Consider the following 24,940-nt stretch of genomic DNA (forward strand, 5'->3'; position numbering starts at 1 on the left):
ACACCGCTATCGGGGGCAAGCCCCCTCCCACATGTTTTAACCGCGTTCAATCCTCCAAGGCACGCACGCGCTGCATGCGTTTCTGCTCCACCGGCGCCTCCGCCACCTGCAGCTCAAAGTCAAAATCGATCTGCGCAAACCGCCCTTCCACGCCAAACTCCCGCGCCAGTTGCGGGTCGTCGCTGAAGCGAATCTCGGCAATCAACTCATCCCGTGTCGCATAGGCAAAGTCGTCATGCAGGTACGGGTCATCCGACAGGTTGATCTGTGTGGTCAGGTGCCGATGCCCCGGCGCCGAAATGAAGAAGTGGATATGCGCCGGCCGCTGCCCGTGGCGCCCCAGTTGATCGAGCAGTTGCTGGGTCGGCCCGGTTGGCGGGCAGCCATAGCCGGACGGCACGATACTGCGGAACCGGTAGTTGCCCTGGGCGTCGGTCTCGATGCGGCGGCGCAGGTTGAACTCGGACTGGCTCGGATCAAACCAAGAATAAGTACCGCCGGTATTGGCCTGCCACACGTCCACAATCGCCCCCGCCAGCGGCTTGCCATCGGTGTCACGCACCTGCCCGCGCATGAACAGCGGCACCGCGACGTCCTTGCCATCATCCAGCCGCGCCTCGTACTTGCTCAACGGCGCCCCGGCCACATACAACGGCCCTTCAATGGTGCGCGGCGTGCCGCCAGATTTGCCGGCTTCCTCGTCGGCAGCGTCCATCAGCAAGTCCAGGTAATGCTCCAGGCCCAGCCCGGCGGCGAGCAATCCGGCTTCCTGGTGCTTGCCCAACTCGTTGAGGTAGTTGACCGCCTTCCAGAACTCTTCCGGGGTCACTTCCAGGTCTTCGATGATGTTCACAGTGTCGCGCAGTATCCGGTAGATCAGCGCCTTGGTACGCGGGTTACCAGCGTCGTTGAGGTTGCCGCTGGCTTCTTCGAGAAACTGTTGGGCATGGGCAGTCTGGGACAGTCGGATGGACATGGTGCATTCCTCATCTTGTAGTTATTAGTCTGGAAACCGGCCTAGCGGTCGTCTTCATGGATCGACGACGGGTGCCGGCACAGGGCGTTCACTTCGATAGCCATGTAGGGGAACAGCGGCAGTTGCATCAGCAGGTCATGCAGTGCCTGCACGCTGTCGACATCGAACACGCTGTAGTTGGCGTAGTGCCCGGCGATGCGCCACAGGTGGCGCCATTTGCCTTCCTGTTGCAGGCGCTGCGCCAGGGCCTTTTCATCGGCCTTGAGGCTGGCTGCACGCTCGGGGTTCATGTCGAGCGGCAGGTTCACAGTCATTTTTACGTGGAACAACATGGCAGGCGCCTCTTAGTGTTTGTCACGACGAAAGAACGCCAGGCGCTCTTCATCGATGGCCAGGCCCAGGCCCGGTGCGGTGGAGATGTGCAGCTGGAAATCGCGGTACACCGGCGGTTCGGTGAGGATGTCTTCGGTGAGCAGCAACGGGCCGAACAGTTCGGTGTCCCACGCCAGTTTGTTCAGCGTAAGAAAGGCATGCGCCGACGCCAGAGTGCCAATGCCACCTTCGAGCATGGTGCCGCCGTACAGGCCGATACCCGCCGCTTCGGCAATCGCGGCGGTGCGTAGCACGGCACGTGGGCCGCCGTTCTTGGCGATCTTGAGGGCGAACACCGACGCCGCGCCTTCGCGGGCCAGGTTGAACGCATCCTCGACGCACTCGATGGACTCATCTGCCATGATCGGCGCCGGGCTCGACAGGTTGAGCCGCGCCATGCCGCCTCGGTTATTGCGCGAGATGGGCTGTTCGATCAGGTCGATGCCGTTGTCGCCAAGCACCTTGCACGCCCGCAGTGCCACCGCTTCGTCCCAGGCCTGGTTGACGTCGACGCGCACGCTGGCGCGGTCGCCCAGGGCCTTTTTGATCGCGATCACATGGGCCAGATCGTGGCTGACCTCGCCCGCACCGATCTTCAATTTGAAGATACGGTGGCGGCGCAGGTCGAGCATCTTTTCGGCCTCGGCAATGTCCTTTTCGGTATTGCCGCTGGCCAGGGTCCAGGCCACCGGCAGCGCGTCGCGCACGCGCCCGCCGAGCAGCTCGCTGACCGGCATGTTCAGGCGTTTGCCGAGGGCATCGAGCAAGGCGCTTTCGATACCGGACTTGGCAAAGGTGTTGCCACGGATGCTGCGCTCCAGGCGCAACATGGCCGCGTTGATGTTGCTGGCGTCCTGGCCGATCAGCAGCGGCGCGAAGTGCCGGTCGATGTTGACCTTGATGCTGTCGGGGCTTTCATTGCCGTAGCTCAGGCCGCCAATGGTGGTGGCTTCGCCGATGCCTTCGATGCCGTCGGCGCAGCGCAGGCGGATGACCACCAGGGTCTGGTTTTGCATGGTGTGCATCGCCAGCTTGTGCGGGCGGATGGTGGGGAGGTCGACGATGATCGTCTCGATCGCCTCGATGGCGCAAATCGGCATGGCAATACCCGTTGGGTTCTTTATAGGTTTTAGCCGATTCTGTGCCGTATTTTTCAAGGCTTCCAATATAGAATGGGTCTCACACAATACCCTCAAGGTATGAAAGGAGCCGTCATGGAACTGCGTCACCTGCGCTACTTCCAGGTGCTGGGGGAAACCCTGAACTTCACCCGCGCCGCCGAACGCCTGCACATCGCCCAGCCGCCATTGAGCCGGCAGATCCAGCAATTGGAGGATGAGCTGGGCGTGATTCTGCTGGAGCGTGGCCGACCGCTGCGACTGACCGAGGCCGGGCGGTTTTTTTATGAACACGCCAACGTGCTGCTGGAGCAATTGAACAAGGTCTGTGACAACACCCGGCGTATCGGCCAGGGCAAGAAGACGTGGCTGGGCATAGGTTTTGCGCCGTCGACCCTGTACGGCGTGCTGCCTGAATTGATCCGCCGACTGCGTACCCATGAGGCGTTGGAGCTGGAACTGGGGCTGTCGGAGATGACCACCTTGCAACAGGTCGAAGCGCTCAAGGCCGGGCGCATTGATGTGGGGTTCGGGCGGATTCGCATCGACGACCCGGCCATTGTCCAGCGCGTGCTGGTGGAAGACCGGCTGGTCGCCGTACTGCCCGCCGGCCACCCGTTGCTCGATGCGCCCGCCACCCTCGCCCAACTGGCTGCCGAGCCCTTTGTGCTCTACCCCGGCAACCCACGCCCCAGCTATGCCGACCATGTGATCGCGCTGTTCGACGCCCATGGCCTGAGCCTCAAGGTGGCGCAATGGACCAACGAATTGCAGACCGCCATCGGCCTGGTCGGCGCTGGCATGGGTGTGACGCTGGTACCCGCCTCGGTGCAGGTGCTGCACCGCGCAGACATCGGCTACACGCCGGTGGTGGAGGCCACCGCGACCTCGCCGATCATCCTCAGCCGACGGGTGAATGACCAGTCGCCGGGCCTCAGTCATTGCCTGCAACTGGTGGAAGCGTTGATCTGACATCTACCCAACACCACATCTCCACTGTGGGAGCGGGCTTGCTCGCGAATGCGGTCTGCCAGTCGCCGGATATATTGGCTGACACACTGCTTTCGCGAGCAAGCCCGCTCCCACATTTGGATCTTCATCGAGTTCAGGTAGTGCGCAGACGCTTGCGCTGCAAGGTCTGGCTCGGCGACTCATCGAACAGCTTGCGATACTCCGCCGAGAACCGCCCCAGGTGAGTAAAGCCCCAGCCCAGGGCGATTTCGGAAATGGTGCGGGTAGAGCCGTGCTCGAGGATTTCCTGGCGTACCGCGCACAGCCGATGCTTCTTCAAATAGGCCATCGGCGACAGGGCAAAGTATTTGCGAAAGGCATCGAACAACTTGAACCGCGACACCCCCGCAGCGGCTTCCAGGTCTTCCAGGTGCACGGCGTCCCGAGCGTTGTCATGGATGTACTGCCGCGCACGGATCAGGTAATGCGGCAGCTTCACGCCGAGGACATCGCGCAGTTCTTCGGAGTAGTTGTTCGGCTGGGCCAGGATCAGGCCTTTGATCAGCGAGCTTTCCAGGTCGCGGGTAAAAGCGGCCTGCTCGTACAACTCGCTGCCGTGCTCCAGCTCGGCGATGAAGTAACGCGCCATGCGCCACCACGATGCCGAAGCACCGCCCACTGCATCCATCACCGACTCAAAGCGCAGCGGTGCCTCAATCGGCCGTTGCAGCAAACCTTCCAGCGATTCACTCATCGCCGCCCGCGTGATCACCACCTGCAGCTTGCGGCAATCACCGGAAATCGCCAGCACCTGATGCTCGTTGGGCGAGATGATCACGCCCTGGTCGCGGTTGGAACTCAGACGCTCACCGTTCTTGCTCAACTCCTGCTCGCCCACCAGCGGCAGGCTCAGGCTGTAGCTGCTGAAGTGCTCGGCGTCTTCGATGTCGATGGTCACGTCGGTGCCGTATTCGATCACGCCCAGGGTGGTGGCGCGGGACTTGAACACGTTGGCGCTGTGGTGAAAGCGCAGTCGCTCCGGCGTATTGGTGGCCAGGCGGTGGGGCCCGCAGATGCCGGACATCCAGCTGCGGGCGCCTTCCAGGTCGAAGCGTTGAATCGTTTGGCTGCTCATCAGGGTGCACCCACGGCGGTTAGGCTGTTGCGCGCTCTGGCGGCGCGTCGTTGTTGTTCGACAGCAAATAATGCGCCACGCCGGCGCAATGGCCAGCGGGTGGATAGCAATAGTCGACTAAGTGGATAAACCACCGTTTTTTCCGGCCATTGCCCTGCAAGACAGTAGCGCATCCCGTCACCTTCCTGCACCGGGTTGGGTATTTGCTGCCCAATTATCCGGCGCAGGTTCCCCCACTAAGCGGATAGCCCGCACCCTGCCCCGCTGCCTCTAATAAACCACCGATTAGCCCTTATCAAAAAGGTGCCTCCCATGAGTGGTGCAAGAAGCGTCGAGCAATGGAAAACGTTTATCGAAGGTTGCCTGGACTTTCGCCCGGTGGATGAAGTGTTCCGCATCGCCCGCGACATGTTCACCGAGCCGGAACTGTTCGATCTGGAGATGGAACTGATCTTCGAAAAGAACTGGATCTATGCCTGCCACGAAAGCGAACTGGCCAACAACCACGACTTCGTGACGATGCGCGCCGGGCGCCAGCCGATGATCATCACCCGCGATGGCGAAGGCCGCCTCAATGCGTTGATCAACGCCTGCCAGCACCGTGGCACCACGTTGACGCGGGTCGGCAAGGGCAACCAATCCACTTTTACCTGCCCGTTCCACGCCTGGTGCTACAAGAGCGATGGCCGGTTGGTGAAGGTCAAGGCGCCGGGGGAATACCCGGAGGGTTTCGACAAAGCCACACGCGGCCTGAAAAAGGCGCGCATCGAGAGCTACAAGGGCTTCGTGTTTATCAGCCTGGACGTGAATGGCAGCGACAGCCTGGAAGATTTCCTCGGCGATGCCAAAGTGTTCTTCGACATGATGGTCGCCCAGTCCGCCAGCGGTGAGCTGGAAGTGCTGCCGGGCAAATCCGCCTACACCTACGACGGCAACTGGAAGCTGCAGAACGAAAACGGCCTGGACGGTTATCACGTCAGCACCGTGCACTACAACTACGTGGCCACGGTGCAGCATCGCCAGCAGGTGAACACCGAGAACGGCACAGGCGCCGGCAGCACCCTGGACTACAGCAAGCTCGGCGCCGGCGATGCCAATACCGATGACGGCTGGTTCGCCTTCAACAACGGACACAGTGTGCTGTTCAGCGACATGCCCAACCCCAGCGTGCGCTCCGGCTACGCCACCATCATGCCGCGCCTGGTGCAGGAACACGGCCAGCAAAAGGCCGAGTGGATGATGCATCGCCTGCGCAACCTGAATATCTACCCGAGCCTGTTCTTCCTCGACCAGATCAGCTCGCAGCTGCGCATCATCCGCCCGGTGGCGTGGAACAAGACCGAGATCATCAGCCAGTGCCTGGGAGTGAAGGGCGAGTCCGACGCTGACCGCGAAAACCGCATTCGCCAGTTCGAGGACTTCTTCAACGTGTCCGGCATGGGCACGCCGGATGACCTGGTGGAGTTCCGCGAAGCCCAGCGCGGGTTCCAGGGCCGCCTGGAGCGCTGGAGCGATATCTCCCGTGGCAGCCACCGTTGGGCAACCGGCCCCACGCCAAACAGCGAAGCCATCGGCATTCAACCGGCCATGACCGGCACCGAGTTCACCCATGAAGGCCTCTATGTGAACCAGCACCGCAACTGGCAGCAGTTCCTGCTCAACGGCCTCGATCAACAAGCGCTGAAACTGCGGGAGGTGAAATAATGAATGCCCCATTGCAGTACCGGATCGAGCAGTTCTTCTACCGCAAGTCCGAGTTGTGCGACGCCCAGGACTGGGACGCCTATGTGCAGCTGTTCGACCCGCAGAGTGAATTCCACCTGCCGCAATGGGACTCGGAGCACGTCTACACCCGCGACCCCAAGCGCGAGATGTCGTTGATCTACTACGCCAACCGCTCGGGCCTGGAAGACCGCGTGTTCCGCCTGCGCACCGGCAAGGCGGCGTCGGCCACACCGATGCCACGAACCTTGCATTTGATCAACAACGTGCGCATCGCCGAACAGGCGGATGGCACGCTGGAGGTGAAGCTGAACTGGCACACGCTGTTCTATCGCCTGGCCACTTCAGAGCAGTTTTACGGCCACGCCACCTACACCCTGAAACCTGAAGGCGACAGCTGGTTGATCACCCGCAAGCACGCGCTGCTGCTCAACGACACCATCAACTCGGTGCTGGATTTCTATCACCTCTGACCGACACATCCCCCTACTGTAGGAGCGAGCTTGCTCGCGAAAAACGCCAACGATAACGCGGGCGTGCTGGATGCCCGCGGCGGTCTCAAGTTTTTCGCGAGCAAGCTCGCTCCTACAGTGAGAGGTGCCGTTTCCAACCCTTGCATACCCACGGAGTCCTGTGGATGAATCACAAAGTAGCCTTCAGTTTTGCCGACGGCAAAACCTTGTTTTTCCCGGTGGGCGCCCATGAAATCCTGCTGGATGCCGCGCTGCGCAATGGCATAAAAATCCCCCTGGACTGCCGCGAAGGCGTGTGTGGCACCTGCCAGGGCCGTTGCGAATCCGGCGAGTACAGCCAGGACTATGTCGACGAAGAAGCGCTGTCCAGCCTCGACCTGCAACAGCGCAAGATGCTCAGTTGCCAGACGCGGGTGAAGTCCGACGCGACGTTCTACTTCGACTTTGATTCGAGCTTGTGCAATGCGCCGGGGCCGGTTCAGCTCAAGGGCACCGTAAGCGCGGTGGAGCAGGTGTCAGCCAGCACAGCGATCCTGCAGGTGCAGTTGGATCAGGCACTGGATTTCCTGCCGGGCCAATATGCGCGCCTGTCAGTGCCTGGCACGGAGAGTTGGCGCTCGTATTCCTTCGCCAACCTGCCAGGCAATCAACTGCAATTCCTGGTGCGCCTGCTGCCCGATGGGGTGATGAGCAACTACCTGCGCGGGCGCTGCCAGGTCGGCGATGAACTGAGGATGGAAGCGCCACTCGGCGCCTTCTACCTGCGCCATGTCACCAAGCCCTTGGTGCTGGTGGCGGGCGGCACCGGGTTATCGGCGTTGCTGGGTATGCTCGATGAACTGGCCGCGAATGGTTGCGACCAACCGGTGCACCTGTACTACGGCGTGCGTGGCGCAGAAGACTTGTGCGAAGCGGCGCGCATCCAGGCCTACGCCGCGAAAATCCCGGGTTTTCGCTACACCGAAGTGCTCAGCGCGCCCTCGGACGAATGGCCCGGCAAGCGCGGCTACCTCACCGCGCATTTCGACCTGGCCGAATTGCGGGACAGATCGGCGGATATGTACCTGTGCGGCCCCCCTCCGATGGTCGAATCCGTCCAACAATGGCTGGCGGATCAGGCACTTGATGGCGTTCAGTTGTATTACGAAAAGTTCACGCAGAGTAATATCTGACCCTCAGCACTTCTGAGGGGTAGATGCGGCGTGCACTCCACCCTGAGAAAAACAAGTAGAAGGGAATGTTAATGGCGGATGACATGGTTAACCCGGTAGGCCTCAAGCGTGGCCTGAAGAACCGGCACATTCAGCTGATCGCCTTGGGAGGGGCGATCGGCACGGGGTTGTTCCTCGGCTCGGCCGGGGTGCTCAAGTCGGCGGGGCCGTCGATGATCCTCGGCTACGCGATTGCCGGTTTCATCGCGTTCCTGATCATGCGCCAGCTCGGCGAAATGATCGTCGAAGAGCCGGTGGCCGGTTCCTTCAGCCATTTCGCGCACAAATACTGGGGCGGCTACGCAGGCTTCCTGGCGGGCTGGAACTACTGGGTACTCTACGTACTGGTGGGCATGGCCGAACTGACGGCCGTGGGCAAGTACATCCAGTTCTGGTGGCCGGAGATCCCGACCTGGGTCAGCGCGCTGGTGTTCTTCGTGGCGGTGAACCTGATCAACACCCTCAACGTGAAGTTCTTCGGTGAAGCCGAGTTCTGGTTCGCGATCATCAAGGTGGTGGCGATTGTCGGCATGATCGTGCTCGGCTGCTACCTGCTGTTCAGCGGCACCGGCGGCCCGCAGGCCTCGGTCAGCAACCTGTGGAGCCACGGCGGGTTCTTCCCCAATGGCGGCATGGGGCTGTTGATGTCCATGGCGTTCATCATGTTCTCGTTCGGTGGCCTGGAGCTGGTGGGCATCACCGCCGCAGAGGCCAGCGAACCGCGCAAGGTGATCCCGAAAGCGATCAACCAGGTGGTGTACCGCATCCTGATTTTCTACGTCGGCGCGCTGACCGTGCTGCTATCGCTCTACCCATGGGACCAACTGCTGCAAACCCTCGGCGCGTCGGGCGATGCCTACAGCGGCAGCCCGTTTGTGCAGATCTTCTCGCTGATCGGTAACGACACCGCCGCCCACATCCTCAACTTCGTGGTGCTGACCGCGGCGCTGTCGGTGTACAACAGCGGCGTGTACTGCAACAGCCGCATGCTGTTCGGCCTGGCCGAGCAAGGCGATGCCCCCAAATCGTTGATGAAGTTGAACAAGCAAGGCGTGCCGATCCGCGCCCTGGCAATTTCGGCCCTGGTGACGATGTTGTGCGTGGTGGTCAACTACGTCGCACCGAAGAGCGCCCTGGAGTTGCTGTTTGCGCTGGTGGTTGCCTCGCTGATGATCAACTGGGCGCTGATCAGCATCACCCACATCAAGTTCCGCAAGGCCATGGGCGAACAAGGCCTGACGCCGTCGTTCAAGACCTTCTGGTTCCCGTTCAGCAACTACCTGTGCCTGGCGTTCATGGTGATGATCATCAGCGTGATGCTGGCGATTCCGGGCATCAGCGAGTCGGTGTATGCGATGCCGGTGTGGGTGGGGATTATCTATGTGGCCTACCGGTTGCGGGTTCGCAGGAGTAACGCGGTAGTCAACGCGCAGTGATCCCTGTGGGAGGGGGCTTGCCCCCGATAGCGGTCTATCTGTACCCGATGTACTGACTGACACTGCCATCGGGGGCAAGCCCCCTCCCACATTTTGTTTACAGCGTGGAGCGTACTCGCCACAGTTCCGGGAACAGCACGGTGTCGAGCATCTTGCGCAAATACCCCACACCTTCCGTGCCACCCGTGCCCGGCTGGAAGCCGATGATCCGCTCCACCGTCGTCACATGGCGGAAGCGCCACTGGCGGAACGAATCCTCCAGGTCGATAAACTTCTCGGCCAATTGATACAGGTCCCAGTAACGGTTTGGGTCGCGATACACCTCGCGCCACGCCGCCTCCACCGATTCATCGTGAACCGTCGCCGCCGTCGGGTCGCGCTCGGCACGCTTTGGATCAATCGCCAGGCCCGCCTTGATCATCAGGTTGATCGCCTCGTCATACAGCGACGGCGTGGCAATCGCCACTTTCAACTCGTTCAACAGCTCCGGCCGGTGGGCATGCGGTCGCAACAGCGCCGCGCTTTTATTGCCGAGGATAAATTCGATCTCGCGGTACTGGAACGACTGGAACCCGGACGACTGGCCCAGGAACGGGCGGATCGCCTTGTACTCCGACGGCGTCATCGTCGCCAGCACCGCCCAGGCGTGCACCAGTTGATCGAAGATCCGCGACACCCGCGCCAGCATCTTGAATGCTGGCGGCAACTCGCCCAGGCGTACGTGTTCGCGGGCGGCCTTGAGCTCGTGGAGCATCAGTTTCATCCACAGCTCGGACGTCTGGTGCTGGATGATGAAGAGCATTTCGTTGTGGTCCGGCGACAGCGGGTGCTGGGCGATGAGGACTTTGCCCAGGTCCAGGTAATCGCCGTAGCTCATGGACTCGGAAAAATTCAGTTCGGCGTTATGCCATTCTTCCGGAGGTTGGTAATCGGCAGAGAAGGGACATTGGCTCATCGCGTGGGCTCCTTGAGCGGGCGGAGAATGGCGCGGACAGGGCTCGCGTCGAGGTTGGCAAAACGCAGCGGCAGGGCGATCAATTCATAGTCGCCCTCGGCGACGTCATCGAGCACGATGCCTTCGAGAATCGCCATGCCATGGCGCGCCACGGCGTTGTGGGAATCCATGGTCTTGGACTGCTGTGGGTCCAGGGATGGCGTGTCGATACCGATCAAGCGCACTCCCAGGCTGGCGAGCAACTCGATGGTCTGTGGGGCGATGGCGGTGAAGTTCGAATCCCACTCGGTCAGCGGCGCTTGTGGATAAGTGCGCAATAGCACGCGCTCCGGCAAGTTATCCACACGGCCTTGGAGTTGATGCGGCTGCACCAGCGCGCCGCTGTCCAGGCAATGCAGCACGCGGCAAGGGCCCATGTACACATCCAGCGACACCTCACCAATGGCCGCGCCGTCCGCGCTGTAATGCAGCGGCGCATCCACGTGGGCGCCGGTGTGTGGCGACAGAGTGATACGCCCGACATTCACCGGACACTCCGGGCCAAACTGCCATACGCGCTCTTCCTGGAACGGCGTATCCCCCGGCCAGGTCGGGGTCGCCGTACTCAAGGGCGGGCTGATATCCCACCACGTTTTTATTGGGTTCATTTGCAGGCTCTCGGCGGTTACTGGGGTGAATGATACGAGTGCCGGCCGCGAATTTTCTTGCGAATTCTGGCGTGATGCGGGAAATCTTTCGCACTTATTGCGAGGATTCAGCAGATTGGCCGTTGGATCTATCAACACGCTACCCGCGCACCATCCCTGTAGGAGCGAGCTTGCTCGCGAAGGTCGTTAAGGATAACGCGGGCATTCTGGTTGCACGCGGGGCTCTCAGGTTCTTCGCGAGCAAGCTCGCTCCTACAGGGATGGCAGGCGGGTGGACGATGTCAACTAAAGACAGCTGCGCTTCTGGGCATCCCGATGTCGAGTTCAGACCACTGACACAACGCCCCAGGCCTTAGGGTGGCTCTTTCCATTCCCTGCCTCGGAGACATCATGTCCAAGCCCATCACCGTACTGCGCGACACCCACCCGCTGCCCGTCCTGGACGCCTGCAAATGGGAAAAACTCGAAGGCGACCCGCACACCGTCAACCTCAACGCCTACACCAGCGAAGACGGCAGCAAGATCATGGGCACCTGGATCTGCACGCCGGGCAAGTGGTACGTGGACTACGTGAAGTGGGAATACTGCCACTTCCAGGAAGGCTACTGCATCATCACGCCGGAAGGCCTGGAGCCGATTCACTTGCGCGCTGGGGATATCTTTGTGGTGGAACCAGGGATGAAGGGGACGTGGGAAGTGGTCGAGACGGTGCGTAAGTATTTCGTGTTTGCTTGAGGCCTCTCTAAAGCTCGCCACCTAACCTGTGGCGAGTGGGCTTGCCCCGCGTTGGGATGCGAAGCAGCCCCAATAAACCCACCGCAGTTTTCCAGATGCTCCGAGGCGGGTAGTTTTAGGGCCGCTGCGCAGCCCAACGCGGGGCAAGCCCGCTCGCCACAACAAGCCCGCTCGCCAAAGTAAGCGTTGTTACAACTTTACTTGGGCTTGCGATAGCTGTTGATGATCGCGGAAAAGTCCTTGCCCCCTTCCCCGCGCTGGCTCATCGATTGATACAACTGCTGGGCCACAGCGCCCAGAATCACCGGTTGCTTGACCTGACGTGCAGCTTCGGTGGCAAGTCCCAGGTCCTTGAGCATCAGGTCCGCACCAAACCCACCGGTGTAGCCACGCGACGACGGTGCGGTTTCGATCACGCCCGGCCATGGGTTGTAGGTGTCGGAACTCCAGCAACGCCCGGTCGAGCTGTTGATGATCCCCGCCAACACCTGAGTATCGATGCCCAACGCGTCGCCCAATGCCATGGCTTCGCTGACGCCGACCATGCTGATCCCCAACAACAGGTTGTTGCAGATCTTGGCGATTTGCCCCGTGCCCACCTCACCGCAGTGCACGATGTTGCGGCCCATCTGCGCCAGAACCGGTTGCAGGGTGGCGAACAGTTCCGGGGTGGCGCCGACCATGAAGGTCAGCGTCCCTGCGGCGGCGCCGCCAGTACCGCCAGAAACGGGCGCGTCGGCCATCACCACACCGTGTTTGGCGGCGGCAGCGGCGACGTCACGGGCAGTTTGCGGGTCGATGGTGCTGCAATCCACCGCCGGTACGGCTTTGCCGATGCCGGCGAGTACACCGTCTTCATTCAGCCACACGCTGCGCACATGGGCGGCGGCGGGCAGCATGGTGATCACCAGCTCAGCGTCTTTCGCCGCATCGCGTGGTGAATCGCTGATGCTGCCGCCCAGTTCAGCCAATTCCTTGAGTATCACCTGGTTCAAGTCGAACAGGTTCAGCGCGTGACCTGCCTTGATCAGGTTGCGGGCCATGGGGGCGCCCATGTTGCCCAAGCCGATAAATGCAATCTTCATGGTTGTCTCCCGGAATCAGCGCAGGTTGATGGTGGTGTTGACGCCATCGTTGACCGTGTCGTCATCGAACCAGCGGCTGGTGACGGTCTTGGTCTGGGTGTAGAACTGCACCACTTGCTTGCCGTACGGGCCGAGGTCGCCGAGCTTGGAACCACGGGAGCCGGTGAAGCTGAAGAACGGCACCGGCACCGGGATCGGGATGTTGATGCCGACCTGGCCTACATCGATTTCGCTCTGGAATTTACGCGCCGCCGCGCCGCTCTGGGTGAACAGGCCCGTGCCGTTGCCGAACGGGTTGGCGTTGACCAGGGCGATGGCCTCATCGAGCGTCGCCACTTCCAGCACCACCAGCACCGGGCCGAAGATTTCCTGGGTGTAGATCTGCATATCGGTGGTCACGCCCGAGAACAGGGTCGGGCCGACAAAGTTGCCTTGCTCGAAGCCCGGCACCTTGATGTCGCGGCCGTCCAGCTCCAGCTTGGCGCCTTCTTTCACGCCGCTTTCGATCAGCTCCAGGATGCGTGCCTTGGCGCGTTTGGAAATCACCGGGCCGACATCGGTGCCGGCCTCGCTGCCCGCGTTGACCTTGAGTTTCTGCGCCAGCGCCTTCAGATCCGGCAACCATTGCTTGGACGCGCCCACCAGCACCACCACCGAGGTGGCCATGCAACGCTGGCCCGCCGCGCCGAAACCGGCACCGACCAGGGCATTGAGGGTGTGCTCACGGTTGGCATCCGGCAGCACCACCGCGTGGTTCTTGGCGCCCATCATCGACTGCACGCGCTTGCCATGTTTGCCAGCCAGGTCGTACACATGGGTGCCCACTGCCGTCGAACCGACGAAGGACACGGCCTTGATGTCCTTGTGGGTGCACAGCGCATCCACGACATCCTTGCCACCGTGCACCACGTTGAGCACGCCAGCCGGCACACCGGCTTCCAGCGCCAGCTCCACCAGCAGCATGGTCGACAGCGGGTCCTGCTCGGACGGCTTGAGCACGAAGGTATTCCCACAGGCGATCGCCATCGGGAACATCCACAGCGGAATCATCGCCGGGAAGTTGAACGGGGTAATGCCGGCGCACACACCGATGGGTTGGCGCAGGGTGTAGGTGTCGACGCCACCGGCGACGTTCTCAGCGAATTCGCCCATTTGCAGGGTGCCAATGGAGCAGGCGTGTTCCACCACTTCCAGGCCACGGAAAATATCGCCCTCGGCATCGGCAATGGTCTTGCCCTGCTCGTTGCTGAGGACCACGGCGATGCGCTTGGAATGTTCGCGGATCAAGGCCTGCAGCTTGAGCATGATGCGCATGCGCGCGCCGATCGGCGTCAGCTTCCAGGTCTGGAAGGCGCGGTGGGCGGCGTCGATGGCGGCGTTTACTTCATCGGCGGTCGCGAACGGGACTTTGGCCAACACTTCTTGGGTGGCGGGGTTGACGATGTCTTGCCACTCGATGGTCTTGGATTCGACCCACTCGCCGTTGATCAGCAACTTGACCTGTTGCACGGAAATATCGGCAGATGCGTTCATGTGGTCTCCAAATCTTATATTTATGCAGAGAACCAAGGCGTGGAATCGCCTTGAAGAATGAGGCGTTCGGACTGTTTTTGGAGTATAGATGTGCAAATCTCTAATAAGAACGCACATAAAAGCCGGACCAATATGCAAAAAAACATCACGTCCCTGGGCTCCCTGAACTGGGATGACCTGAAGTTTTTCCTCGAAGTGGCCCGCACCCGCAAGGCCAGCGTGGCCGCCAAGCGCCTGGCGGTGGACTACACCACCGTGTCGCGGCGCATCAGTTCACTGGAAGTGTCGCTCGGCACCCTGCTGTTCGAAAAATCCCGGACCAACGGCTTCGTGCTGACCACCGAGGGCCAGCGCTTGCTGGGCTACGCCGAGTCCATCGAAAGCACCCTGCACATGGCCTGCGAGCAAGTCTCCGGCTCCGGCGTGGCGCTGTCCGGACATGTGCGCATGGGCTGCACCGAAGGGTTCGGCAGCTTCTTCGTCACCCCGCAACTGAGCCACTTCGTCGACACCTACCCGGCCATCTCGGTCGACATCCTGCCCCTGCCCCACTTCATCAGCCTGTCCAAGCGCGAAGCCGACATCGTCATCGCCCTGGAGCGTCCGGAGCATGGCCCGTATGTGTGCTGCAAATTGTGCGACTACAAATTGCAGCTGTACGCGACCCAGGAATACCTGGACCAGCACCCACCGATCCGCAAACCCGCGGATTTGGCCGAGCATCCGTTTATCAGCTATGTGGATGATCTGGCGTTCAGCTCGGAGCTGCTGTACCTGGCCAACGTGGTGCCCGGCGCCAGCGCCAGTTTGCGCAGTACCAGCGTGATTGCGCAGTACGTGGCGGCGCAGCAGGGGCGGTCGATGGCGATACTGCCGTGCTTTTTGGCGGCGCAGGATCCGCGGTTGTTGCCGGTGCTGGGGGAGCAGATTGCGATTACGCGGCAGTTCTGGATGTATTGCCGGGAGGATCTGCGCAAGTTGAAACGGATTACGTTGTTGTGGGATTACATCAGGGAAGTGACGGAGCAGAATCAGGGGTTGTTGATGGGGGAGACACGGGAGATCAGGTTCGCCAGTCAGAGTATGCAAGGACTCAGGTGGGCAAATCCTAACGAGGTCTGAGAGGGTTTGCCAGAGGTTTGTAACCTGAGTTGGTCCTTGAGTTGTAACAGCGCAGGGCGTTCTTAGGGACCACTCAGCAGGACTTACAGAGGCGTGCAGGCCCACGATAAGGACCCCATGCGCCCCCATGCGATAAGGCTCAGGCGCGAGAGGGGCCACGGGGGGGAACTGGCGGCATAGAACAGTTGAGGTGGTCTTTCAGATTTTTCTGCCAGATTCTCAAGAGGCTTCGCGTTTCTCTTGGAGAGCGGCCAGCATCATAATGGCGGATGCGGTCAGGTGTAGTCCATAGGCAACTATTTCGGGGGAAACCTCCAAGATTTCATGACCATCCCCGTGACCTCCAAGGTTATTTCTAAGAGTAGGTATGCCTGACGCTAAAACTGACTGTAATGAGGTTAAGAAGGTCTGGTTATAGGAAGGCATCAGACCATTTTCGATGAGAATCAGAATAAGTTTGTTAGCGGTATCTCTTTGAGCATACGGCCAATCATTTGCTTTGCAGATAATTTTGCACGTGCTCTCAAAAGCTTTACCCGCGTCTACGAGTGCTTCTTTATAACGTTCATGCCGATAATGCTCATAAGCGCCAAAGAACTCACTACGAGCAGCTTCAAAGCCCGGATAGCTAAGAAAATGGATGGCGGGCTTAACAACTTCCGCATGTACAAACTCAGAATCTATACGAATAACACTTTCACTTTCGACTACAAACTCATACCCGTAACCCGCCTCCTTGAATCTACCATTGAGTTCTTCAATGCACGCATCAACGTGACTTTCTGCATCATAGCGATGAGCGGCTGAGTAATTCTGTTTGCGCGCATAGCGATGACCTAACCGATAGCCAAGTTCCACCGCATCAAGAATACGTTCTACATTAGGCTCCTTCCTTAAAAACCTATGCAACTCTTCAAAGGGAGTATCACAATAAACACTGGACACTAAATATTCAACACCGTACTCTTTTCGGAGAATCGTCACGATAGACGCGTAAACATCCCTCGGGATAGTCTCACGATAGGCAACGTGTACATCCCCCAGAATCTCCTGAATCATTAAGGATAGCTGGACTCGAAAATTGTCAGAAAACCTATCATATGTATAGACGTCAGTCGCGCCATCGCGCTCTTCGGCCATTCGTTTAGAAAACAGGTTGATTATTGGCATTTTCGCGTCCTTTGCTGCGTGGGTGAGAGAATCGTTAGGATAGCTGTAAGGTCAAACCATTTTGCAATACTTTTGGGTACATGCTGCGATTGGTCGAAAGAAATCTCACTGGCGTCACTGAGCACAGCCACCAAGTAGAACACAGACGACATCTCCAAAGCGTTCGACCAGTTGACCGCCTTGAACAACTCCAAGACTGACAAGGAGTAGAGCAAAAAACCGGTAGGTGACACGATGGGTAGCCAGAGTGCGGATTACAGCCACAAAGGTCTGCCAGCGAGTAGTCATTACGATCATGCTTCAGCCTCCTTTGAGCTGGTAATAGAGAAGGTGGTAGATGGTGATAACCACCACCCACACAGGAGGTCTCAGAGGCATCTCTAAGAGAGTAACTTTAAGCCTCCCTATGGTTATAGTGGGTGCTTTTGGAGCCCTTGCAGGACGTGGCCTGTAGCCCTGGCAAAACTGAAAAATAAGGGACCCGAAGGCCCCTCTGATTGGTCAATACGAAGTGGCTCCTGAAGACCTCAACGTGTCACGCCATTGTTAACGCTCATACTGTTGCCACCTGATGGGGTACCTGAAGCCCCGCTACCAAACTTACCACCAGCCGCCATGTAACCCTGCGCCCCGGAAGACACGATATTCAGGGCGTTGGCGATGTTGTTCACCTTGTAGTTTTTGCCACCTGCACCACGTACAGCGGCCTTGGAGTTCTCAGAGCTACCCACACGATTCGCAAAGATCGCCTGGTAGTCCCGCTCGTAGTTTTCGGTGATGTTCATCTTCTGTGCCGATGCATCGTTGGCTACAGAGTTCTTGATACGGTCCATCGAGTTGCCTGCAAGACCAGACTCACCCACAGCAGCATTGATGGTCCCTTGGTTCCGAAGAGCCTGTAGGTTCACCTCTGTAAGCTGACGGCGCGCCTCATCGTGTTTGTCCACGGTTGCAAGCTTCTGGTCGTTCTCGGCAAAGTTGGCTTGCTTGACGATCTCATTTTGAGACTTACGCTCGTTGTCTGTCATCTGGCCTTTAGCCTTGGCAGACTGAGATACCCCTATGACTGTACTCATCGCAGCGATAACGGCCACTGTCGCAATACCGCCTGTTGGATCGCACATAAATACCTCCTATAACCAAAACTGTTTGAACGGGAAGCCTGCCGGGCTTAAGACGTGCCCGAGTTGAAAAGTGGCCCCAAGGGACTCCAACAAACGAACATGAGCATGATTGCCTACCGAAACAAAATTGGTAAATGACTCACCAGCGGGTCGAGACTGCTTCACCTCACAAAGATGTTGCTTAAGCATTCTGTAAAAACTGAATCGTCCAGCTTTAGAAAGTTCATTAACAACTTCAGTGGTTACAAACCACACGCCACCTTTAGGGTGCCCTCCCACGGCCAACACACGTGAGCCAAACTTTATTACATGCACTGTATCATCCAGGGCCTTTGTAAAAACATCTATTGGACATCTACCTGATTGCATTGCTTGAAAGTCCGCAAGATCGCCTACAGACAAACTCCTTGCTGCTTTGTACAAGTCTTTTCGAGTGGCTTTCGACTTATAAAGACTGCTACGTTCATGCTTAACTTTATCGCCGGTCATTTTATTCCTCCTGAATTTATTTTTAAACAACTCCCATAGCTCAACCACCCACCTGATTAGGGCGGGGACAAAGTGATAGGAAGTAAGTGAACAAAGGTTAATGAGATGAACTTAGAGCAGGCTTAACGAATCTCTACGCCCTGCCCCTCCATCATCATGAGCAAGAGCTTTTGCGATACAGGATCATTCGGCACAAGGCCGCGCAGGCCGTTGAAGACACCTGTCATGTATTCCTGATCAGCTCGACGGGAGTCAGTGCCCATAGCTCCGAGGGCGTTACTCGCAACTTGCCATGCACTACCGAGGGTTCCTGCTGCCGGGACCTGTTCAGCAACGCGACCAAGGAACCCCGTGATGTTGTCAGACTTGAGGGGCGAGTACCGCATAGGGCCGCTGCTGCGTTGCTCCTTAGGCCCCCGTGGAAGGATTGAAGATCGGACCATTGCGGCCTGATCGAATCCCAGCGGGGCCGCTACGATGTTCAGCAAGCCCAACGGTGCTCCAATGTGAGAACTACGAGACAGACCGGCATAGGCCAGCATCTTTGGATCGAGCGCCCCCTTCAAGAAACCTTCCCGCTGGTCCTTTGGCATACTCGCCGCTTGGCTGTACTTCATCGCCACATATGTCGATACAGCAAGCCCCGTTGAAAGAACTGCTTGAAGGGTTTGGTCGATTGCTCGGCCATTCTTGGTAGCGTCGTGATAGGCCCGAATCAACCGGGAGTTGACGGAGCGCATCGTGAAGTTCTTGAACTGAATCGCCATCTTGACCCCGGCCCCATAAGCCACCGTATCGGCGGACGAAAGAACATGAGGACGAAGAATAGTCTCGTGTGCGATCTTGTCGCCCATTCGCCACATGTCCATTGTCCTTGGGTCACGCTGAAGGGCTGCACGATCCTTGATGGTGTAGCGACCATTCTCACCCACTGTCATATGCTCACGGATCATTGCTTTGATGCCCCCGAATTGCTCGGGAGTAATCGACATTGAGTGCAACCGTTGAGGGTCAAACAAAGCCGACTTACGACCAGATAGCACATGATCAACAAGGTCCGAAAGCACACCCGAGCGGCCAGCGTCTGCAATGTAGTTAGAGGACTCTGTGAGGAATCTCGTGAGGGGAAGTCGGGCAGAAGCCTCTTGCGTACCGAACTTGATAGTGCCCAGTACATTCGCCATTAATGGGTTCACTTCAGCTTGGTCCCTCAACCGCTCAACGATGTCCTGACGGGTTGGCCGAATATGGTTATCCAGTTCCCGACCAAAGATCATCGAATGCATGTCCTTTAGGTCCTTCGCACTGATCTTTGAACCCCACTGAGTCATCTCGCGCAACAGTGGGACACCTTTCAAGAGCATGTGCGTATGCCCCTTCATCACCATCCCGGCCACTTCTGAAATTGACTGAACGCCCATGTAAGCATTCTTCGAGATGAACGAAAGGTCAGAGAGAATCCGAGCTGTGGTGGCGAAGGCGCCCTCAGGGTTTCGACGTGCCCGACCGGTGAGAATCTTCAATGACTCTTCAAGCGCTGCCTTTTCAGCGTTACTGGAAGTATTGACCCCTGCAATCTGCGCCTTCAGTTCCTTCGTGGTTTTCCCAGTGGCCCCCATGATCCCGATGTCACCGTTCACACGGCGGTCATAGCTTGGAGTGATGCGCGCCAGGTCAAACTCACGCAGGTCATTCACAGAGAACTGTGAGCCATCGCTGAGCGGCACCGCCATGTCCGAATCGAACAGGTGACGCCCTTCAAGAAAGTTGTTGTTCTCCACGCCTGTGAGGCCTTCGGGGCTGTTGTCCACGACAGACGACCTGTCGAACTGGTCAGAGTGGCTAATACCGGTTGCCTTGCTGCTGGCATAGCGTTCAACAGCGGCGGGAAGGTCCTTGTCTTCCAGTACACGCCCTTCAGCAATCGCAAGTTCCTTCAGGTGCGCGTCCACTCGGGTCTTCACGTGAGGCCGTGCAGCGTACGAGGCCAGCCAGGATTCCGTAATGGCGTCTCGCAGACCATCAGCACCGCCAAAGCGTTGAATGTTCAGGTTCTTAGCTGCTGAGCTGTAGACGTTTGGAATGTACGAGCCAGCGTGACGGGTCCCCGAAAGAACCGCACGGGCGTTCCTGTTGCCGAACTGGGCAGGTGCTGCAAGGTAGTCAGCCTTACGATCGTAGTGAGCCTTAACGGTGTCCATCAGCTTCTTCTCACCGGCTGTGAGCTGTGCCGCCTTGGAACCCGAAAGGTCCTCAGTGGCCTCAGCGACACGCCTGAAAGCACGCTCAATGTGAGCTTGGCGACCGCCATCAGTCATCGCGTAGCTTGGGTCTTTGATGGCATCAAGAACCTCATCAGACATCTTGTTGTAGGTCACATGGTCCTGACCCCGGATACGCTCAATGATGTCCGAAGCGGTAGCCCCGAACTTCCCGTTAGAGCCGCTGATGGTCCCTGTAGGCGACCGGAACAACTGATTGCCGATAGCCAGAATCTCAGGGTTCTCCGAGCGATTCAGCGTATAGCCAATCTCGGTAAATCCGCCCATCGTCACACCACGGGCTGCACGGTCATCCGGCATAACCTCCATGGCGTCCTGAAGGGTCTTAGGGTTCAGTGGATTGTCAGCAGACAGGATTGAACCGTCCTGCAAGCGCACTGCCCCAGGCTCGTTAGGATGGTCAACATAGCTCACCCCAAAGGCTTCCTTGGGTTCCTCACCGGCCAACCATGGGAACCGTGAAGGATCATCCTGACCTAACTGGCGAGCCGTCTCACGGGCCTCCAAGCGAATGCTCGGACCAGAGAAGTCGTTCAGGTCAGGCTCCATATCAGGGTGCAGGTCAAAGCGCTCATTCGGTAAGGCCGACTCACCGTGTCGCGCAAGTATCGACTCAAGGTCAGCATCAGGAACGTCTATACGGGCCTCCTTTGGTGTAGCTCTCAACGCCCGGTCAAACAGAGCTGTGGCACCTGCACCGAACAATGCACCACCCACGAGAGCTGTCCCGTAGTGACCCTCAATGCCCGTTACGCTTTCGCGTAGACCCTCAGAGGCCACAGCAGCAGCCCCCGAATACATAGCACCTTGAGCAACCCGAGAGATGAGGCGTACACCGGTTGTCCCTGGTACAGGCGTGTAGGTCAGAGGGTCCAGACCGGCACCCGCAAACCCACCGACAATCTGAGCGCCCGTCCCAGCGTTACCAATGCGCTGCTCATAGGCCATGTTCTCCTTTGCCATCGCAATGGCGTTCGGAAGGTTGGCCCTTTTGCCCTTGGCGTAGTCCTGCACGAAGCTGAAGTATTGAGGGTCCACACCCTCCTTACGAATCATGTCGTAATCATCAGCGGTCCACTGAGAGTTATCACTTGGGTTCACCCAGTCCAGCGGGTCATGGTCCTCCTGTGTGGCGTACCGAAACAGGGAGGCCAGTGGTGAAGTTGCCAGGGAGGCCGCTGTAGCATCTCCTGTCCCCTCGAAGGTGCCCTTTTCGGGCTTTCCGATGTGGTTCTCAAGGGTGATGAAATCCTGTTGAGTCTGAGGGGCTGTGCCACCTTCCAGATTCATATTGCCCAACTGAGGGAGGTCCTGACCCACACGAACCTTAGCGCCTGCCGTCACACCCCGAGTAGCATCCTCAAAGCTGACGGCTTGGGCCTTTGGGTTGATACCGGGATTGGTCACTCCTTGGGCATCGAACCATTGGCGGGAAGGCGAATCACCGGACACGTCCAGCAGCTTGCGCATGTAGTTCTGGCCCTCGGGACTGATCTTGGTGAAGTCACCTTGATCAAGTGCGGCCAACTGAGGGGAGCCCAAACGGCCCTGGCCTTGGTTGTATGCCAAAGCTGCCTTCAGCAAGTCACCCTGATAGGCGCCTTTGAGGTCCTTGAGGTGACGGGCAATCGCAGGGACTGCTTTCTGTGGGTCCATACGGTCTTCAGGGGTCATCAGGCCGTAAGCCTTACCGGTCAACTCTGTGAACTGTCCGAGACCCAAGGGGCCTGTGCGGGACTTGGCAACGGTGTTAAAGCTCGACTCGTTGTAGATGAGCTTGTGCATGAACTTGTAAGGGATTTCGTTGCGGTCAGCTTCTTGTCGAATCAAGGCATCGTAGGGCGTGCCCTTGGCCTTCACGGATTCATAGTCGTTGAGAGTGGTCATTTAAATTTCCCCTTATCTGAGTATCCGCCGACCATCCACACCACTTTTAAGCGCCCACACATAGGGCTCCGGCATAGTTCGGATGGTCAGGCAGAGAAGTTTGAAAATGATTAGCTTCGAGCAGACAGCCCAAAAATTGCGCCTACGGAATTGCTCCGCGACAAAGAAAAAATTAAGTTTAAATCACCCTCTTAGCTTTTTCTCAAAACGAGCGGCATGCCGCGAAAGCGTCTGTACTTCCTTCTCCTGCGGACTCAACGCTCGGCGAACACGACCTCTATTGAGATGCCTAAGTGCGACTTGTCTCGCGCCCTTATCGCTTTCAGCAATTCGACGCAGTATTTCAGACTCCTTTACACGTCCAAGCTCAGACATCTTCCCTGCAACCAACAGCGCAACATCTGGCATATCAAGGATTGCCTCGAAAGCGTCGTACACGACATCTTCAAATTCTGAGGACACCCATGCGGCGTAACGAATAACGGCCTGCTTTGCCGCGAAAGTCTGATTCAGAGACCCTTTCCTTTCAGAACCGATTTTTCCGGTTTCCAAAAATCTCTGAGCCTCTTTACGGTCAACAAACTTACCCGGTTGTTTAGCCTTTGGTAATTTCAAGGCCTGCCAAATTTCGGTCAAATTCCACATGCCAGCCTCATTAGCTTTGAAAGGCTTGTCTTGAATAACAATAAGATGGCCTGCATGTCTGTGTGCAATATCGATATTCATAATCTCGTGAATTCCTTTTGGTTGGACTTCTTGGCCGTCCTCCTGACAGCGCTCACAGCGCCCCACACGGGTAACTGCCAGGCTTCAAGAGGTCCAACCAAAAAGAAGCTGTGATAGAGAATAATCATGTAAAAGGCGGTCGGCCCTGACTGATCCGGGCTGAACTGGTAAGCGAAAATAGATGCATGGTCTATTCCCTAAAGTGAGGGTTTTTAAATCAACCTGCTCTCAGGAGTGTCGAATTGCATCGACAATTGCGGCCCGGTCCCCTGCATGTCTCGCTCTCAGCACGACACCCAGGGCAGCATCACGGGTCAACTGTATGAAGTCGAATTGCCTCTTGAAAGAGTCCTCATAGAACGCCTCTTGAGCAACTACAGGACCGCCGACCAGACTCCAAATGGTATGCCCCTCAGTACTCTCTGAAGTTTCGAACAACCCCAAAGCAACAAATTCATTCAATGCAGAAGTTAGACTTACCTTCAAGTCAACATGACGCCTTTTAGGCGTTGCTTGCGCAATAGAAAGGCTGTCAGTTACGAATACGGGAGCGGCCATTAAGTAATCCTCGAGAAGCGTTAGCCACTCAAGATATACGAATACGACCCGTACACGTTACAGTTTTTTTATTATTCAACATCCAGCCTTGTCGGAAGGAGCCTTACTCCACCCGGACAGCCACGTAACTTGGTGTATCACCCATCTGTGCCACTGCATACTTAATGTCACTGTCTTCCGGTGCGCGCGTGAGAGCCTTGATCATACTGACCACATCCTCATTGTCTGCGCCCTCTGCGCCCTGAGGGACTTCAAACACTTCTGTACGAACTGCGCCGCCATAACTCCATGAGCGCTTAGCAACCCAGGTCCATGAACCGGTGCCCTTGTAATCGTCATAGTCGTCGCTGTACTCAAGCGAGATGTATATTGCAGGCTCTGTGGTATTGAAGGCGGTTAGGTTACTCATTGCGCTGTCTCAGTGCGTTTGAAGAAAGGTAAATGTACGACCACCGCTCACACATGTCAACGAATAATACTCACACAACTACTCTCTTGGGTCTTGGGTCTCTACTGGTCCTCTTATACATGCGGCGGTAATTCAGCTTCGATGTTCGGTGCGTATTTTCTCAGTCAAAGCGCCCTTCCATCTCATCGGTGAGCAGCTTGGGCCGAGCTTTCAGCATGTATGGAATGATGATTCCAATGGCCTTTACGTACCTTTGAGAGTGGCGTTCAGCGAGCAAAAGAATCTGGCCGACAGCTTCCGCCGTCACCTTTTCAAGACTCTCAAGAATCACTGCCAACTTGCGCACAGACAGAGACACGGATTTCCCACCAGAACCTATTGGGCGGTCATGCCAGTCCAGCCGTGCAACGCCTTCAATGACATCCAATGCAAATTCGGGGTAACGACCGTAACGGCTGGTCGGTCCAACGAACTGGTAAAAGGGGTTCTCAATTGACTTGGGTGGTCTTCCTCGGATGCCTATGGAGCCTTCGCCAACGCCAGCAACCTTTGGAACAGCTTTGCAGCGCTCAGCACGTGCAGCTATGAGTTCATCTGCTCGAAAGCCAATGCGTTTATCCAACTCGGACAGCTCTGTGGGTGTAAGCATTGTGTGGCCTCCTCATCAAAATTCAGGCGAGCGGGAGCCCTTCTGGTTTTAGTGGGGGGTTTTGTTGTGAAGGGGTTGTAGTGGGTGTTTTTACTGGAACGCTCTGAACAGAAGGCGTGTACGAATGACATGTTTCATTAGGCCATCGAAGCCAGGCGGTCTTCAGCTAACCTAT

Annotated in this window: 23 protein-coding genes; 7 read left to right on the plus strand and 16 right to left on the minus strand. The window is 57.8% G+C overall.

The annotated features are described in order from the left end of the window. Positions 1-46 precede the first annotated feature (46 nt). From catA to BLR69_RS16560, 3 genes are read right to left on the minus strand one after another with little or no spacing between them, the layout of a single operon-like run. Entirely contained in the window at positions 47-976 is a 930-nt protein-coding gene (catA, locus tag BLR69_RS16550) for a catechol 1,2-dioxygenase (RefSeq protein WP_071496359.1), read from the minus strand. Between the two features lie 41 nt (positions 977-1,017). Beyond that, positions 1,018-1,308 (minus strand): muconolactone Delta-isomerase, encoded by a 291-nt coding sequence (gene catC, locus BLR69_RS16555; protein WP_071496358.1) that lies wholly within the window; start codon positions 1,306-1,308, stop codon positions 1,018-1,020. 12 nt (positions 1,309-1,320) lie between these two features. Continuing rightward, positions 1,321-2,448, minus strand: a complete 1,128-nt coding sequence (locus BLR69_RS16560) for a muconate cycloisomerase family protein (protein WP_071496357.1) — start codon at positions 2,446-2,448, stop codon at positions 1,321-1,323. Between the two features lie 114 nt (positions 2,449-2,562). Here BLR69_RS16560 and BLR69_RS16565 point away from each other — a divergent pair, with 114 nt between their 5' ends. Further along, positions 2,563-3,438: a LysR family transcriptional regulator gene (locus BLR69_RS16565; RefSeq protein ID WP_071496356.1), complete on the plus strand. Its 876-nt coding sequence runs from the start codon at positions 2,563-2,565 to the stop codon at positions 3,436-3,438. Between the two features lie 133 nt (positions 3,439-3,571). Here BLR69_RS16565 and BLR69_RS16570 read toward each other — a convergent pair whose 3' ends face one another. Further along, positions 3,572-4,552 carry an AraC family transcriptional regulator gene (locus BLR69_RS16570; RefSeq protein ID WP_071496355.1) on the minus strand — a complete coding sequence of 327 codons (981 nt, stop codon included), beginning with the start codon at positions 4,550-4,552 and terminating at the stop codon, positions 3,572-3,574. Between the two features lie 312 nt (positions 4,553-4,864). Here BLR69_RS16570 and antA point away from each other — a divergent pair, with 312 nt between their 5' ends. From antA to BLR69_RS16590, 4 genes are all read left to right on the plus strand, one after another. Then, on the plus strand, positions 4,865-6,256 hold the full coding sequence (gene antA / locus BLR69_RS16575; RefSeq protein ID WP_071496354.1) for an anthranilate 1,2-dioxygenase large subunit: 1,392 nt from the start codon (positions 4,865-4,867) through the stop codon (positions 6,254-6,256). Further along, entirely contained in the window at positions 6,256-6,747 is a 492-nt protein-coding gene (antB, locus tag BLR69_RS16580) for an anthranilate 1,2-dioxygenase small subunit (protein WP_058425695.1), read from the plus strand. Before antA ends, antB begins: the two co-directional genes overlap by 1 nt. Before the next feature lie 164 nt (positions 6,748-6,911). Then, positions 6,912-7,919: an anthranilate 1,2-dioxygenase electron transfer component AntC gene (antC, locus tag BLR69_RS16585; protein WP_071496353.1), complete on the plus strand. Its 1,008-nt coding sequence runs from the start codon at positions 6,912-6,914 to the stop codon at positions 7,917-7,919. A gap of 71 nt (positions 7,920-7,990) precedes the next feature. Further along, the gene (locus BLR69_RS16590; RefSeq protein ID WP_071496352.1) at positions 7,991-9,394 is read left to right on the plus strand and encodes an amino acid permease; all 1,404 of its coding nucleotides are present in this window, start codon (positions 7,991-7,993) and stop codon (positions 9,392-9,394) included. Between the two features lie 97 nt (positions 9,395-9,491). Here the strand turns inward: BLR69_RS16590 and kynA are convergent, their stop codons facing one another. After that, positions 9,492-10,349, minus strand: coding sequence for a tryptophan 2,3-dioxygenase (gene kynA, locus BLR69_RS16595; protein WP_071496351.1), 858 nt, complete (start codon positions 10,347-10,349; stop codon positions 9,492-9,494). Then, positions 10,346-10,996, minus strand: coding sequence for an arylformamidase (gene kynB / locus BLR69_RS16600; protein ID WP_071496350.1), 651 nt, complete (start codon positions 10,994-10,996; stop codon positions 10,346-10,348). The genes kynA and kynB overlap by 4 nt, the downstream gene beginning before the upstream one ends. Before the next feature lie 390 nt (positions 10,997-11,386). Here kynB and BLR69_RS16610 point away from each other — a divergent pair, with 390 nt between their 5' ends. Then, entirely contained in the window at positions 11,387-11,731 is a 345-nt protein-coding gene (locus BLR69_RS16610; protein ID WP_010206533.1) for a cupin domain-containing protein, read from the plus strand. A gap of 197 nt (positions 11,732-11,928) precedes the next feature. On the opposite strand, the gene mmsB is transcribed toward BLR69_RS16610, so the two are convergent. Together mmsB and BLR69_RS16620 are read right to left on the minus strand one after the other, a co-directional pair. Next, positions 11,929-12,816, minus strand: coding sequence for a 3-hydroxyisobutyrate dehydrogenase (gene mmsB, locus BLR69_RS16615; protein WP_071496349.1), 888 nt, complete (start codon positions 12,814-12,816; stop codon positions 11,929-11,931). A gap of 15 nt (positions 12,817-12,831) precedes the next feature. Further along, positions 12,832-14,349: a CoA-acylating methylmalonate-semialdehyde dehydrogenase gene (locus BLR69_RS16620; protein ID WP_071496348.1), complete on the minus strand. Its 1,518-nt coding sequence runs from the start codon at positions 14,347-14,349 to the stop codon at positions 12,832-12,834. Positions 14,350-14,481: 132 nt separating this feature from the next. On the opposite strand from BLR69_RS16620, the gene BLR69_RS16625 reads away from it, so the two are divergent. Continuing rightward, positions 14,482-15,471 carry a LysR family transcriptional regulator gene (locus tag BLR69_RS16625; RefSeq protein ID WP_071496347.1) on the plus strand — a complete coding sequence of 330 codons (990 nt, stop codon included), beginning with the start codon at positions 14,482-14,484 and terminating at the stop codon, positions 15,469-15,471. Positions 15,472-15,690: 219 nt separating this feature from the next. Here BLR69_RS16625 and BLR69_RS16630 read toward each other — a convergent pair whose 3' ends face one another. The 8 genes from BLR69_RS16630 to BLR69_RS16670 form a co-directional block, all read right to left on the minus strand. After that, the gene (locus tag BLR69_RS16630) at positions 15,691-16,641 is read right to left on the minus strand and encodes an STM4504/CBY_0614 family protein (RefSeq protein ID WP_071496346.1); all 951 of its coding nucleotides are present in this window, start codon (positions 16,639-16,641) and stop codon (positions 15,691-15,693) included. Positions 16,642-16,755: 114 nt separating this feature from the next. Continuing rightward, a complete protein-coding gene (locus BLR69_RS16635) occupies positions 16,756-16,938 on the minus strand; it encodes a gp19.5 family protein (protein WP_083365813.1) in 183 nt (60 codons plus the stop codon). Between the two features lie 230 nt (positions 16,939-17,168). Further along, positions 17,169-17,765: a virion core protein, T7 gp14 family gene (locus BLR69_RS16640; protein WP_071496345.1), complete on the minus strand. Its 597-nt coding sequence runs from the start codon at positions 17,763-17,765 to the stop codon at positions 17,169-17,171. A gap of 9 nt (positions 17,766-17,774) precedes the next feature. Continuing rightward, positions 17,775-18,254, minus strand: coding sequence for a phage protein Gp13 family protein (locus tag BLR69_RS16645; protein ID WP_076955188.1), 480 nt, complete (start codon positions 18,252-18,254; stop codon positions 17,775-17,777). Between the two features lie 122 nt (positions 18,255-18,376). Then, a complete protein-coding gene (locus BLR69_RS16650) occupies positions 18,377-22,423 on the minus strand; it encodes a transglycosylase SLT domain-containing protein (protein ID WP_071496344.1) in 4,047 nt (1,348 codons plus the stop codon). A 183-nt stretch (positions 22,424-22,606) separates the two neighbouring features. Beyond that, positions 22,607-23,149, minus strand: a complete 543-nt coding sequence (locus BLR69_RS16655; RefSeq protein ID WP_071496343.1) for a KilA-N domain-containing protein — start codon at positions 23,147-23,149, stop codon at positions 22,607-22,609. A gap of 661 nt (positions 23,150-23,810) precedes the next feature. Further along, entirely contained in the window at positions 23,811-24,116 is a 306-nt protein-coding gene (locus BLR69_RS16665) for a hypothetical protein (protein ID WP_071496341.1), read from the minus strand. A gap of 160 nt (positions 24,117-24,276) precedes the next feature. Next, the gene (locus tag BLR69_RS16670; protein ID WP_071496340.1) at positions 24,277-24,765 is read right to left on the minus strand and encodes a hypothetical protein; all 489 of its coding nucleotides are present in this window, start codon (positions 24,763-24,765) and stop codon (positions 24,277-24,279) included. Positions 24,766-24,940 lie beyond the last annotated feature (175 nt).

Source organism: Pseudomonas azotoformans (assembly GCF_900103345.1).
Taxonomy (GTDB): Bacteria; Pseudomonadota; Gammaproteobacteria; order Pseudomonadales; family Pseudomonadaceae; genus Aquipseudomonas; species Aquipseudomonas azotoformans.

What these genes read in the sequence shown, in the direction of transcription:
- catA (WP_071496359.1), bottom strand. Translation starts at nt 976, where the DNA reads ATGTCCATCCGACTGTCCCAGACTGCCCATGCCCAACAGTTTCTCGAA.
- catC (WP_071496358.1), bottom strand. Translation starts at nt 1,308, where the DNA reads ATGTTGTTCCACGTAAAAATGACTGTGAACCTGCCGCTCGACATGAAC.
- BLR69_RS16560 (WP_071496357.1), bottom strand. Translation starts at nt 2,448, where the DNA reads ATGCCGATTTGCGCCATCGAGGCGATCGAGACGATCATCGTCGACCTC.
- BLR69_RS16565 (WP_071496356.1), top strand. Translation starts at nt 2,563, where the DNA reads ATGGAACTGCGTCACCTGCGCTACTTCCAGGTGCTGGGGGAAACCCTG.
- BLR69_RS16570 (WP_071496355.1), bottom strand. Translation starts at nt 4,552, where the DNA reads ATGAGCAGCCAAACGATTCAACGCTTCGACCTGGAAGGCGCCCGCAGC.
- antA (WP_071496354.1), top strand. Translation starts at nt 4,865, where the DNA reads ATGAGTGGTGCAAGAAGCGTCGAGCAATGGAAAACGTTTATCGAAGGT.
- antB (WP_058425695.1), top strand. Translation starts at nt 6,256, where the DNA reads ATGAATGCCCCATTGCAGTACCGGATCGAGCAGTTCTTCTACCGCAAG.
- antC (WP_071496353.1), top strand. Translation starts at nt 6,912, where the DNA reads ATGAATCACAAAGTAGCCTTCAGTTTTGCCGACGGCAAAACCTTGTTT.
- BLR69_RS16590 (WP_071496352.1), top strand. Translation starts at nt 7,991, where the DNA reads ATGGCGGATGACATGGTTAACCCGGTAGGCCTCAAGCGTGGCCTGAAG.
- kynA (WP_071496351.1), bottom strand. Translation starts at nt 10,349, where the DNA reads ATGAGCCAATGTCCCTTCTCTGCCGATTACCAACCTCCGGAAGAATGG.
- kynB (WP_071496350.1), bottom strand. Translation starts at nt 10,996, where the DNA reads ATGAACCCAATAAAAACGTGGTGGGATATCAGCCCGCCCTTGAGTACG.
- BLR69_RS16610 (WP_010206533.1), top strand. Translation starts at nt 11,387, where the DNA reads ATGTCCAAGCCCATCACCGTACTGCGCGACACCCACCCGCTGCCCGTC.
- mmsB (WP_071496349.1), bottom strand. Translation starts at nt 12,816, where the DNA reads ATGAAGATTGCATTTATCGGCTTGGGCAACATGGGCGCCCCCATGGCC.
- BLR69_RS16620 (WP_071496348.1), bottom strand. Translation starts at nt 14,349, where the DNA reads ATGAACGCATCTGCCGATATTTCCGTGCAACAGGTCAAGTTGCTGATC.
- BLR69_RS16625 (WP_071496347.1), top strand. Translation starts at nt 14,482, where the DNA reads ATGCAAAAAAACATCACGTCCCTGGGCTCCCTGAACTGGGATGACCTG.
- BLR69_RS16630 (WP_071496346.1), bottom strand. Translation starts at nt 16,641, where the DNA reads ATGCCAATAATCAACCTGTTTTCTAAACGAATGGCCGAAGAGCGCGAT.
- BLR69_RS16635 (WP_083365813.1), bottom strand. Translation starts at nt 16,938, where the DNA reads ATGATCGTAATGACTACTCGCTGGCAGACCTTTGTGGCTGTAATCCGC.
- BLR69_RS16640 (WP_071496345.1), bottom strand. Translation starts at nt 17,765, where the DNA reads ATGTGCGATCCAACAGGCGGTATTGCGACAGTGGCCGTTATCGCTGCG.
- BLR69_RS16645 (WP_076955188.1), bottom strand. Translation starts at nt 18,254, where the DNA reads ATGACCGGCGATAAAGTTAAGCATGAACGTAGCAGTCTTTATAAGTCG.
- BLR69_RS16650 (WP_071496344.1), bottom strand. Translation starts at nt 22,423, where the DNA reads ATGACCACTCTCAACGACTATGAATCCGTGAAGGCCAAGGGCACGCCC.
- BLR69_RS16655 (WP_071496343.1), bottom strand. Translation starts at nt 23,149, where the DNA reads ATGAATATCGATATTGCACACAGACATGCAGGCCATCTTATTGTTATT.
- BLR69_RS16665 (WP_071496341.1), bottom strand. Translation starts at nt 24,116, where the DNA reads ATGAGTAACCTAACCGCCTTCAATACCACAGAGCCTGCAATATACATC.
- BLR69_RS16670 (WP_071496340.1), bottom strand. Translation starts at nt 24,765, where the DNA reads ATGCTTACACCCACAGAGCTGTCCGAGTTGGATAAACGCATTGGCTTT.